Below are 12,025 nucleotides of genomic sequence, written 5' to 3'. Positions count from 1 at the left end.
TTGATCACCGCCGACGACTTCGCCTACCTGTGCGATTTCGGCATCGCCAACGCGGCCACCGAACAGAAACTCACCCAGGCCGGCGACACGCTGGGCACCTGGACCTACATGGCGCCCGAACGATTCACCGGCGACGAAACCAAAGTCACCCCCAGCGCCGACACCTACGCACTGGCCTGCGTGCTCTTTGAAGCCCTCACCGGCACACCACCATTCACCGGGGACCGCGCCACCCTGGTCGCCTCCCACCTGACCCAACCCCCGCCCCGCGCCAGCATGCAAGTCGGGCTACCCCCCGAACTCGACGACGTCATCTCCCGCGGCATGGCCAAAAAGCCCGAAGATCGATACGCGTCGAGCGGTGAGTTTGCCCGGGCGGCGGAGGCGGCCGTTGAGTCGTTGGGTTCCGCGACAGCCACCTTTACGTTGCCCATCAATATTCCGCCCACCCAGGCCGCTCCCATGCAGACGCCCCCCGTGCAGCACACGCCGCCACCAAACTGGGCACCGGCCCCCGCTGACGCCACCCAGTACGCTCCGACCAGCGGCCCCGGCGGCCCACCGACCGGCCCACCCACCGGGCCGGTCGGCCCCCAGCCCGGTCCACCGACCGGACCGGTCGGCCCGCAGACGGGCGCCCCGTGGCCACAGCCGCAAGCCGCACCGAGCCGCGGCAAGGCGGTCCGGTGGATCCTGATCGCGGCGGCAGTTCTGGTGGTCGTCGCCCTGGCGGCCGGACTCGCGATCTGGAAGCTGACCGGCAACAAATCCTCGAACACCGAAGATCTGAGCAAACTCGACGTCGGGCATTACGGCACCAAGCCGCGGCCGCTGTCGGGCCAGGCGACCAGGGAGGAGGGCGGGTTCCTCGAGGGATTTCGCCTCGCTGAGGGCATCGCAAATCCCTACGAAGTCGACCCCATACTCGAGCACACCTACGGAAACGCGGTGGTGGATGCAAAGACGGCCGCCACGACGCTCGCCGGAACCGGGACCCCGCTCGTGCAACCGGTGTTGGAAAAGTACAACATGATCAGCGGCTATCTCGTTACGGGCCTGTCCGTCCGCATCCTTGACTTCTCCCGCGGCAATACCCCCGCAGACCTGCTGAGGATCATGGTGACGAGCTTCCCCAACGACGTCTCAGCGACGCAGGCCGCCATGGAAATGGACTCCGTCGACTCCGCGGTCAACAACGAGAACAAGGCGGCTAACGTCCCCGGATATCCAGAGGCCCACGCGCATTATCGGCCCGCATCCCCGTCGGTCGCGGCGACCATGGCTGTGGGCAGGGTGGTCGCCTCCATCGGTGTTCGCAGCGACAACACGCCCAATCTGGACTATTTGCTAAAGCGGATACAACGGGCCCTGGACCTGTCGGTACCGCTCATGAAAAAGCTCCTGCCAGCTCCCGAAGCCACGCTCAATACGCTACCGCGCGATCCGGATAACATGCTCAGTCGCACTTTCGTTGCGGGAGACCAGCCGAAAATATCGTTGAATTTCGGCAGCATTGGTCCGCGCGCGGCCATCCTGTGCGCGGACCCCGGAGACAATAAGAACGGGCTGTTCCAACAGGCCGGCATAGACCGGTGTTCCTTCAGCCCTGACAGTCAACTGTTGCGTGCCAAGGACCAAGCCGCCGCGGCGGCCTATCTGACCAAGTCGCTGGAAGCAGGGCGGGATGTCATCGAGCACGACGTGGCAGCGCCCGAAGGGGTCCCGAATGCCCGATGCTACGAACACAAAGAAGCGCTGTACGCCGACGACGCGAACAGCCGCTTCGTCTGCTTGGTGCCACGCGGGCGGTACGTCACCGGGGTTTGGAGCAATGAGGAAAAAGACGCCCGCCAGCGTGTCGCTGCGGCATACGCAATTCTGGTCAACAGCGAGTAAGCCGTTCACGTGGGCCGCCGTCTGATCGCCCGACTGCTTGGCTATGCTTCCCGGGATGAATCCCGATGAGGTAAACCCAACCGCGCCCATCGCCCTGGTCACGATGGAAATCCGTCACCCAGCAACGGATTCGTTGACCGAGTCGACCCGCTCCGAACTCAAGCGACGACTGGTCGATCAATTGCCGATCGAGCGCGCGGCCCAGGACATGAATTGGGGAATGGCGGCGCCGGGCGCGGCCCCGCAGCCAACCGCGGAGCGCTTCATCCGCTACGTCAACCGCGACAACACGGTTGCGGCGTCCCTGAAAAGCCAGGCGATCGTCGTCGAGACCACCGCCTACAGCAGCTTCGAGGCGTTCCTCGACGTGGCAATGCAGGTTGTGGATGCTCGTGCCGACGTCTCGTCTCTCGTCGGGATGGAACGCATCGGATTGCGTTATGTACTCGAGATCCGGGTGCCCTTGGGCGTGGATGGTCGCATCTCATGGAGCAACTGGATCAACGAGTCGCTGCTCGGACCGCAGGCCATAGCTCCGTCCGGGATGCACCTCACCGAGTGGCAGGGCGCCGCAGTCTTCCGCGACCCCGAACCCGGTAAAGCGCTCATCGTGCGCTACGGCCCAGGTGTCGGTCAGGCGCTCGATCCCAATTACCACCTGCGCCGGCCGACGCCGGTACAGCCGGGACCGTATTTCCACATGGATATCGACAGCTTCTGGGCTCCTACCAGCGGGATTCCCGAATTCAACAGAGATACGTTGGTCACCACCGTTCAGGATTTGTACGTTCCGGCTCGCAGCGTGTTCCAGGAGATGATCACCAGCCGGCTGAAAGACGACCTGCTACGGCAGTAGCCCGGTCAGCCGATCAGGCGAGCACCGCGGTGCTATAGGTCTGGTCGGCGAAGGCTGACGCGATCCCGTCGTCGGGATAAACAAAGCCGTTGGCCGCGTGCAACTCTGCCGTCGTGCGCGACGACGTCTGCCACCCGCGCTGGTGCAAATACTCGATGATGTGGCCGCGATGGCCGTGGTAAACGAGTTCGTTGAAGTCGACTTCGAACCCGAGTTCGGCCATCCGGTCGTGGTGGTCGCGCCACAGGTCCTGCGTGAAAACCGTGGTATCGGGCACGAAATCGAACGCAAGCCGGCTGCCGGGCGCGCTCAGTGCGGTGATGTTGTCGAACAACGCGTCCTGGGCGTCTTCGGGAAGGTAGACCAGCAGCCCTTCGGCGCTCCACACCGACGGCACCTGCGGATCGAATCCCGCCGAGCGCAGCGCCGTGGCCCAGTCGTCGCGCAAATCGATGGCCACCGTTCGTCGCTCGGCCGTCGTCTCAGCGCCGAGATCACCTAGTGTCAGCGTCTTGAACTCGATCACTTCGGGCAGGTCGACCTCGTAGACGACGGTGCCCTGCGGCCACGGCAGCCGGTAGGCGCGGGCGTCCAGGCCCGACGCGAGGATCACCACCTGGCCGATGCCACTGCGCGCCGCGTCGAGGAAATGCTGGTCGTAGAACCGCGTCCGGGACGCCATCCCACGGGCCATCCGGTCCGGGTCGAACTCGGAGTCCTCGTCGCGCGGAATCTGGCCGTTGACCAGCCGGGTGTACACGTCCAAGCCGACGGCGCGCACCAGCGGTGCAGCGTACGGGTCGTCGATGAAGGCGTGGTCGGTGGCCAGTGCCCGCTGTGCGGCGACCATCGTCGCGGTCGCCCCGACGCTCGTCGCGAGATCCCAGCGGTCACGATCGGTGCGCGCCATGGGTGCTCCCTCGCTTCGAGCCCGAACAAGATAGACAACCTAGTTAATACCACGCCGTTCGGACTACGCTCCGAGGTATCCACTTCACGCGCCGGGAGGACCCGTGACGGACTTTGCCCAGCGGACCATCGACCTTGCTCGCCAGAACGTCGCCGAGGGCGGTCGCCCGTTCGCGACGGTGATTGTCAGAGACGGCGAAGTCCTCGCCGAGAGCGCCAACAAAGTGGCCCAGACCCACGATCCGACCGCCCACGCCGAGATCCTCGCCATCCGAGAGGCGTGCACCAAGCTGGGCACCGAACACCTCGTCGACGCCACGATCTACGCGATGGCTCATCCGTGCCCGATGTGCCTGGGCTCGCTCTACTACTGCTCGCCCAAGGAAGTCATCTTCCTGGTCATGCGCGACTCCTACGAGCAGTACTACCTCGACGATCGCAAATACTTCGAGGTCGCCACGTTCTACGACGAGTACGCCAAGAGCTGGGACCAGCGCCGCCTGCCCATGCGCTACCATCCCCGCCACGCCGCGGTGGACGTCTACCGGCTCTGGAACGAGCGCAACGGCGGCGAACGCAAGTCCACCGTGGTCCCGCCCGGCTGACTGGCACCGGCGCGGATCTTTAGCTAGTATCTGCGTATGCATGCAGATAGTAATGAAGATCGCTTGCCCGACGACCAGGCCGGTCTGGTGGTCGAGGTGTTCCGCATGCTCGCCGACACCACCCGCGTGCAGGTGTTGTGGTCGCTGACCAACCGCGAGATGTCGGTCAACGAACTCGCCGAGCACGTCGGCAAGCCGGCGCCGTCGGTCTCCCAGCACCTCGCGAAGCTGCGGATGGCACGACTGGTGCGCACCCGCCGCGAGGGCACCACCATTTTCTACAGCCTGGAGAACGACCATGTCCGCCAGCTCGTGACCGACGCCGTCTTCAACGCCGAGCACGCCGGTCCGGGCGTTCCCCGGCATCACCGCGCCGACGGCGGGCTGAAGGCAATTAACGAAACCAATTAGAGACCAACATATTTCGCAACCAAGGAGAAATCATGACCGAGCACACCCACGACGCGCCGCACGCGCACGAACACCACCACGGCGACGAGGCCCACTCACACGCGCACACCACGCATGAGCACGACCATGTCGAGCACGAGCACCCGCACACCCACGACGACGGCACTGAGCACACTCACGAGCACGTGCATCAATCGGGCCTCGAAGACCTCCACGGCCACTCGCACGCCTAGCGTCGCGCTATGTGGCTGGGCGCGAACTGAATTCGGCTCAGACCTGGGGGCAGTAGTGCATCGGGTTGTCGCGTTCGTCCAGCGGCGGCAGGTTGCGCGCGGGCGTCTGCACCAGCGGCGTGTCGCCCGGGATGCGCCCGGAGGCGCGGTCTAAGCCGGCTCGGGCGCGCGGGTGCTTGTGATAGCGGCGCGGAACGAAGGCGAAGATCAGCCGAACGATGTTGCCGAAGCGCCGGTGCAGCCATTCGTCGCGGCTCGACCACGTATAGCCCATCAGTTCGCGAACCGACGGATCGTAGAGGCCAACGGTCACCCAGACCATGAGCGGAGCCAACAGCTTGCGCTGCGCCTTCCACACCCAGTCCGGAACCCGTTGGGCGAACGGAGGTTTGGGCAGCTCGGTCAGGTCGAGCACAGCGCGCGCGGCGAAATTGTTCTCCAGCACGTTGCGGCACATGTGATCCCAGTAGACCTGGAACTCCTCCCAGGACGCCGGTACCGGCCGCATGCTCATGCCGTACATCCGGTACCACTGGAGGTGTTCGTCGAACAGCTGACGCTTCTGTTCTTCGGTCAAGCCGCCGCCAAACCGTTCGGCCACATGGATCGTGCCGACAAAGAAGGTCGCGTGCGCCCAATAAAAAACGTCGGGATTTAATGCGTGATAGCGGCGGCCCTGTTCGTCGGCGCCTTTGATGTCGACGTGGTAGTCACGTACCTCGGCGCCGGTAACCGGGGCGCGGTCGCCGTCGAAAACAACCCCGCCGATCGGATACAGCGACCGCATCAGCCGCGGCCAGCGCTCCCGGAAGAACGTCGAGTGATCCATCACGGCCGCACCCAGCTGCGGGTGCATATTCTGCATGGATCCCGCCCATGGCCCCTGCAGCACGCCGCGCCACTCACCGAAGTACCGCCAGGTCAGGGAATCCGGGCCGAGCGGCGCCGGCGGAGCGTCGTAGCCCGACGGCGACACCGGGCAGCCTGCCGCCGTTTCGCTGGACGAATAAGGCGCTTCCCCGGCGACCAGTGGCCGGACGCCGCTAGCCTTAGTGCTGGTCAGCGGGCAGCCTGCGGACATATCTTGAGTCACTGGTTCGAGTCCCCGTAGCTGTCAGTAATTCTGACTACATGCGTTCTCACTTTTTGTAGCTTAGGAGCGATGTGCAGTCCGGTCAACGACGACGCCGTTGGTCCGGCGTGCCACTCGAGAGTCGCCACGCCGTCCGCCGAGACGACCTCGTGGCCGCCGGCGTGCTGTTGCTCGGCGGCGACGGCGGTCCCGCGCTGACCGTCCGCGCGGTATGCCGCAACGCCGCGCTGACCGAACGCTACTTCTACGAGTGCTTCTCCGACCGTGACGAATTCGTCCGCGCTGTCTACGACGACGTGTGCGCACGCGCGATGGAGACGCTGATCTCGGCGAAGACCCCGCGGGAAGCCGTCGAGCAATTCGTCGCGCTGATGGTCGACGATCCGGTGCGCGGGCGCGTGCTGCTGCTGGCACCGGCGGTGGAACCGGTACTCACCCGGTCCGGTGCCGAATGGATGCCCAACTTCATCGAGCTGCTGCAGCGCAAGCTGTCCCGGATCGGCGACCCGGCGCTGCAGAAATTGGTCGCCACCAGCTTGATCGGCGGCCTGACAGGTCTGTTCACCGCGTACCTGAACGGACAGCTGGGGGTCACCCGCGAACGCTTCATCGACTATTGCGTCGACATGCTGCTCACCACGGCCGCTGCCTATGTTCCGCGGCGTGAGCTGCAGGAATCCGATCCTTCGGTGCAGCCTGCGCGCCACGACTAGGTCCCCGTCGGCGGGGTACCCGGTCGGTCAGGGGCCGGCACACCAGTGTCCGTAAACCACGCCACGCGGGCCGGCAAACTTGATGCTACTGGGGTACACAGATATATTGACTGCTACCAATAGATACAGATAACTGGAGGACGTATGTCAGCCGAGCTGACAAACCTACAGCTGTTGCAAGAACTTGAGCCGGTCGTCGAGAAGTACCTGAACCGGCACGAGAGCATGCACAAGAACTGGAACCCGCACGACTATATCCCCTGGTCGGACGGCAAGAACTTCTACGCGCTCGGCGGCCAGGATTGGGACCCCGAGCAGAGCAAGCTCTCCGAGCTCGCCCAGGTGGCGATGGTGCAGAACCTGATGACCGAGGACAATCTGCCGTCTTATCACCGCGAGATCGCGATGAACTTCGGCCTGGACGGCCCCTGGGGCCAGTGGGTCAACCGGTGGACCGCCGAAGAGAACCGGCACGGGATCGCGCTGCGCGACTACCTGGTAGTGACCCGCGCCGTCGACCCGGTCGAATTGGAAAGGCTGCGTATGGAGGTGGTGAACCGGGGCTTCAGCCCGGGCCAGAACCACCAGGTTCGGGACGACCTGTTCGCCGAGAGCCTGTTCGACTCGGTCATCTACGTCACGTTCCAGGAGCTGGCGACCCGGATTTCGCACCGCAACACCGGTAAAGCCTGCAACGAGACGATCGCCGACCAGCTGCTGGCCAAGATCTCGGCAGACGAAAACCTGCACATGATCTTCTACCGCGACGTCAGCGAGGCCGGGTTCGAGGCCGCCCCCAACCAGGCGATGAAGTCGCTGCACAAGATCCTGCGCAACTTCCAGATGCCCGGCTTCCAGGTGCCCGAGTTCCGCCGCAAGGCGGTCGTCATCGCCGTCGGTGGCGTGTACGACCCCCGCATCCACCTCGAAGAGGTCGTGATGCCGGTGCTGAAGAAATGGCGCATCTTCGAGCGTGAGGACTTCACCGGTGAAGCCGCCGCGCTGCGGGACGACCTGGGAGTGCTGATCAAGGAGCTCGAGGCGTCCTGCGACAAGTTCGAGGTGTCCAAGCAGCGTCAATTGGACCGGGAAGCCCGCACCGGCAAGAGGACCACCGCATTCGAACTGCACAAGACCGCGGGCAAACTGACGATGAGCCGGCGATAGCGCGCGGTGCGCATCGGCCCCGTCACGCTCGCCAGCCCGGTGGTGCTGGCCCCGATGGCAGGCGTGACCAACGTTGCATTCCGCACCCTGTGCCGTGAGTTGGAACAGTCGAAGGTCGGCACGGTCAGCGGACTGTATGTCTGCGAGATGGTGACCGCGCGTGCGCTTGTCGAGCGGCACCCGGTCACCATGCACATGATCGCGTTCTCGCCCGACGAGTCGCCGCGATCGTTGCAGCTCTATGCCGTCGACCCGGCGACCACGTACGCCGCCGCCAGGATGGTCGCCCACGAGCGCCTGGCCGATCACATCGACATGAATTTCGGTTGCCCGGTGCCCAAGGTGACCAAGCGCGGCGGCGGGGCGGCACTGCCGTTCAAGCGGCGGCTGTTCGGCCAGATCGTCGCCGCGGCGGTGCGCGCCACCGAAGGCACCGACGTGCCGGTGACGGTCAAGTTCCGCATCGGCATCGACGACGACCACCACACCCACCTCGACGCCGGGCGCATCGCCGAAGCCGAAGGCGCCGCCGCGGTGGCGCTGCACGCCCGCACCGCTGCGCAGCGCTACTCCGGCACCGCCGATTGGGCACAGATCGCCGCGCTCAAGCAGCAGGTCCGGACGATTCCGGTACTCGGCAACGGGGATATCTACGACGCCAGCGATGCGCTGACCATGATGGCCGCCACCGGATGCGACGGAGTTGTGATCGGACGCGGCTGTCTGGGCCGTCCTTGGCTGTTCGCCGAGTTGTCTGCAGCGTTCACCGGGAGCCCGCCACCCACTGCGCCGACGCTCGGCGAGGTCGCCGATATCATCCGCCGACACGGCAGGCTGCTGTCCGAGCATTCCGGCGAAGACAAGGGCATGCGCGATATCCGCAAGCACATCGCCTGGTACCTGCACGGCTTCCCGGCCGGATCGGAGTTGCGGCAGGAATTGGCGCTGGTCGAGACGTTCGACGAACTCGACCGCCTGCTGAACCGCCTGGACGGCGGTATCCCGTTCCCGGACGCCGCGAGCGGGCCCCGCGGCCGGCAGGGTTCACCGGCCCGCGTGGCGCTGCCCGAGGGCTGGCTGAACGACCCCGACGACTGCACGGTGCCGGCCGGCGCGGACGTCATGCACTCCGGTGGTTGATTCGAAACACTCTCGAAATCGCGTCTGGACCGATAACTCAGTACGATGTGAGCCTTGCTGCATTGCGTTTTGGTTGCGGTAGTACGGGTACCCGCCGCTGACCCAGTGGGCTTATAGGCGGGCACCTCGCTGACACAGGTTTTTTGAGCGAACTGCACCACGACGTCCGCATCAACGTTTCGGAGGCCGGTTAGGACATGGGTGACGGCAAGCACGACGCCACTCCTGGCCCTCGCAGCACATCCGGCGCCCATCGCAATGACCAACGGAATACCCCAAACCCGCAGCGAACGCTAGCCGCCGCGCCGTGGGAGCGGTTCTCTGCACCGGAACCCGACAACGGCGCCCACCTGTGGCAGGCCGAGTCGCCGATCGAGGACGACACGGAAAGACCCGCCCAGCCACGCAAAGAGCCGCGGGTAGAGCCCCGGACACCGCAACAGGTCGCCTCTCACACCAACGGCGCAATCAGTGTCGCCGACCTGATCGCCAAAATCGGCGCCCCAACCCCCGGCCGGCCCAGCCACCATCACGTCGCGCCAGACGCCGAATCCCCTGACACCCGCCTCGACCCGTACGGACTGCAGGACACCCAGGTCATCGACACCCCGGCGTGCTCGCTGCAACTCGCCTCGGAACTTCCCGACCTCGGGACGGCCAACTACCCGCTCGAGGACGACGACGTCGAACCCGAATCCGAGCGCGCCGCCGAAAGTTCCGAACCCTCGCGCCGGGTCGCACGCAAGAGGGTCGCCCGAACATCACCTTCGAAGGCTGCTCAGCCGACCGCCGGCGCGAAGAAGCGCAGGTCCCTGCGTCCGGTGCTGGTGGCCGGGCGCTCGCTGGCGGCAGTGTTTGCGGCGCTGGCCCTGGCGATGACCGGTGGGGCCTGGCACTGGAGCAACTCGAAGAACGACCGCCTCAAATCCATCAGTGCGCTCGACCCGGGGTCAAGCGACATCGTCGACCCCGGCGGGCAATACGGCGACGAGAACTTCCTGATCGTCGGCATGGACTCGCGCTCCGGGGAGAACGCCAACATGGGTGCGGGCGACACCGAGGACGCCGGGGGCGCGCGGTCGGACACCGTGATGCTGGTGAACATCCCGGCGAACCGCAAACGGGTGGTGGTGGTTTCGTTCCCCCGTGACCTGGCGATCACCCCGATGCAGTGCGAAGCCTGGAACCCCGACAACGGCAAGTACGGACCCATCCTCGACCCGAAGACCGGCAAGATGGGCCCCCGCGTCGTGTACACCGAGACGAAGCTCAACTCGACGTTCTCCTTCGGCGGCCCGAAATGCCTGGTGAAGGAAATCCAGAAACTGTCGGGCTTGAGCATCAACCGGTTCATCGCCATCGATTTCGCCGGTTTCGCGCGCATGGTCGAAGCCCTCGGCGGCGTGGAGGTGTGCACCACCACCCCGCTGAAGGACTACGAATTGGGCACGGTGCTCGATCACGCCGGACGCCAGACCATCAACGGCCCCACCGCACTGAGCTACGTGCGCGCCCGCCAGGTCACCACGGAAAGCAACGGTGACTACGGCCGCATCAAACGCCAGCAGTTGTTCGTGTCATCGCTGTTGCGAGCGCTGATCTCCGAGGACACGCTGCTCAATCTCAACAAGCTCAACAACGTCGTCAACATCTTCATCAACAACGCCTACGTCGACAACGTCAAGACCAAAGACCTGGTCCAGCTGGGTCAATCGCTGCAGCACATCGCGGCGGGGCACGTGACGTTCGTGACGGTGCCCACCGGCGTGACCGACCAGAACGGTGACGAGCCGCCGCGCACGGCCGATATGAAGGCGCTGTTCGCGGCCATCATCAACGACGATCCGCTGCCGCTGGAAAACGATCACAACGCGCAGCGTCTGGGGACTGGCGCAAGTTCGGGGCCGACGACCGCGCCCAACACCAAGAGCGCGCCGCCGCCACCGTCCGCGGCCCCCGAAGGTCACCGTGAGCAGGTCATGACAACCTCGCCGCGAGAGGTCACCGTCCAGGTCTCCAACTCGACCCCCCAGGCCGGGCTGGCCAGCGTCGCCACCACCCAGCTCAAGCGCAACGGCTTCAACGTAATGACACCCGACGACTATCCGAGTTCGTTGCGGGCCACCACGGTCTTCTTCTCGCCGGGCAACGAACAGGCTGCCGCCACAGTGGCTTCGGCGTTCGCCAATGCAAAGGTTCAGCGAGTCACCGGCATTGGGCAGGTCATTCAGGTAGTGCTCGGCCCGGACTTCAGCTCGGTAAGCGCTCCCCCGCCCACCGGCTCGTCGGTCACCATGCAGGTCGAGCGCAACACCGGCAGCCCACCGACGAAGCTGCCCGGCGACCTTGCCGTCACCAACGCGGCCGACACCACCTGCGAGTAGGCGTTTCGCCCTGCGCTAGACAGCCCTTTCGGATGGCGAGAACGTAGGCTTGGTCACATGCGGACCGCCTACCATGAGCAACTCTCGGATTTGTCCGAGCGGCTCGGCGAGATGTGCGGCCTGGCCGGGATGGCCATGGAGCGCGCGACCCAGGCCTTGCTGCAGGCCGATTTGGTGCTGGCCGAACAAGTGATCTCCGACCACGAGAAGATCGCGACGCTGAGTTCCCGTGCCGAGGAAAGCGCTTTCGTCCTGCTCGCCCTACAGGCGCCGGTCGCCGGTGACCTCAGGTCGATCGTCAGCGCCATCCAGATGGTCGCCGACATCGACCGGATGGGCGCCCTGGCCCTGCACGTCGCCAAGATCGCCCGCCGGCGTCATCCCCAGCACGCGTTGCCCGAGGAGGTCAACGGGTATTTCGCCGAAATGGGCAGGGTCGCAGTCGAATTAGGCAACAGCGCGCAAGAGGTGGTGTTGTCGCGCGACCCGGAAAAAGCCGCCCGGATCCGCGAAGAAGACGACGCGATGGACGATCTGCACCGCCACTTGTTCAGCGTGCTGATGGACCGCGAATGGCGGCACGGTGTGGCGGCCGCAGTCGACGTGACGCTGCTGGGC

12 protein-coding genes are annotated in these 12,025 nt (G+C 65.3%); 10 read left to right on the top strand and 2 right to left on the bottom strand.

The features are described 5' to 3' along the window. On the top strand, positions 1-1,896 hold a 1,896-nt coding region (locus tag VML93_RS26665; protein ID WP_325615267.1), incomplete at its 5' end, for a serine/threonine-protein kinase. 43 nt (positions 1,897-1,939) lie between these two features. Beyond that, a complete protein-coding gene (locus VML93_RS26660; protein ID WP_325615266.1) occupies positions 1,940-2,752 on the top strand; it encodes a TIGR04255 family protein in 813 nt (270 codons plus the stop codon). A 13-nt stretch (positions 2,753-2,765) separates the two neighbouring features. On the opposite strand, the gene VML93_RS26655 is transcribed toward VML93_RS26660, so the two are convergent. Then, positions 2,766-3,662 (bottom strand): class I SAM-dependent methyltransferase, encoded by an 897-nt coding sequence (locus VML93_RS26655; RefSeq protein WP_325615265.1) that lies wholly within the window; start codon positions 3,660-3,662, stop codon positions 2,766-2,768. Between the two features lie 103 nt (positions 3,663-3,765). Here VML93_RS26655 and VML93_RS26650 point away from each other — a divergent pair, with 103 nt between their 5' ends. Genes VML93_RS26650 through VML93_RS26640 form a run of 3 tightly spaced genes read left to right on the top strand, consistent with a single transcriptional unit; the run spans position 3,766 to position 4,910 of the window. After that, entirely contained in the window at positions 3,766-4,266 is a 501-nt protein-coding gene (locus VML93_RS26650; RefSeq protein ID WP_325615264.1) for a nucleoside deaminase, read from the top strand. A 36-nt stretch (positions 4,267-4,302) separates the two neighbouring features. After that, positions 4,303-4,677, top strand: a complete 375-nt coding sequence (locus tag VML93_RS26645; RefSeq protein WP_325615263.1) for a metalloregulator ArsR/SmtB family transcription factor — start codon at positions 4,303-4,305, stop codon at positions 4,675-4,677. Positions 4,678-4,706: 29 nt separating this feature from the next. Continuing rightward, complete coding sequence (locus VML93_RS26640; protein ID WP_325615268.1) at positions 4,707-4,910, top strand: zinc transporter Slc39a7; 204 nt, start codon at positions 4,707-4,709, stop codon at positions 4,908-4,910. Positions 4,911-4,947: 37 nt separating this feature from the next. Here the strand turns inward: VML93_RS26640 and VML93_RS26635 are convergent, their stop codons facing one another. Next, positions 4,948-6,003 carry an oxygenase MpaB family protein gene (locus VML93_RS26635; protein WP_325615262.1) on the bottom strand — a complete coding sequence of 352 codons (1,056 nt, stop codon included), beginning with the start codon at positions 6,001-6,003 and terminating at the stop codon, positions 4,948-4,950. A gap of 71 nt (positions 6,004-6,074) precedes the next feature. Here VML93_RS26635 and VML93_RS26630 point away from each other — a divergent pair, with 71 nt between their 5' ends. The 5 genes from VML93_RS26630 to phoU form a co-directional block, all read left to right on the top strand. Next, positions 6,075-6,716, top strand: coding sequence for a TetR/AcrR family transcriptional regulator (locus tag VML93_RS26630; RefSeq protein ID WP_325615261.1), 642 nt, complete (start codon positions 6,075-6,077; stop codon positions 6,714-6,716). A 144-nt stretch (positions 6,717-6,860) separates the two neighbouring features. Further along, positions 6,861-7,883 (top strand): acyl-ACP desaturase, encoded by a 1,023-nt coding sequence (locus tag VML93_RS26625; RefSeq protein ID WP_325615260.1) that lies wholly within the window; start codon positions 6,861-6,863, stop codon positions 7,881-7,883. Positions 7,884-7,889: 6 nt separating this feature from the next. After that, positions 7,890-9,023 carry a tRNA dihydrouridine synthase DusB gene (dusB, locus tag VML93_RS26620; protein WP_325615259.1) on the top strand — a complete coding sequence of 378 codons (1,134 nt, stop codon included), beginning with the start codon at positions 7,890-7,892 and terminating at the stop codon, positions 9,021-9,023. 197 nt (positions 9,024-9,220) lie between these two features. Then, positions 9,221-11,407 (top strand): LCP family protein, encoded by a 2,187-nt coding sequence (locus VML93_RS26615; protein WP_325615258.1) that lies wholly within the window; start codon positions 9,221-9,223, stop codon positions 11,405-11,407. Positions 11,408-11,464: 57 nt separating this feature from the next. Next, on the top strand, positions 11,465-12,025 hold a 561-nt coding region (gene phoU / locus VML93_RS26610; RefSeq protein ID WP_325615257.1), incomplete at its 3' end, for a phosphate signaling complex protein PhoU.

Origin of the sequence: Mycobacterium sp., from assembly GCF_035499775.1 — a bacterium.
Lineage (GTDB): Bacteria > Actinomycetota > Actinomycetes > Mycobacteriales > Mycobacteriaceae > Mycobacterium.
This window is presented reverse-complemented; position numbering and strand designations above follow the sequence as displayed.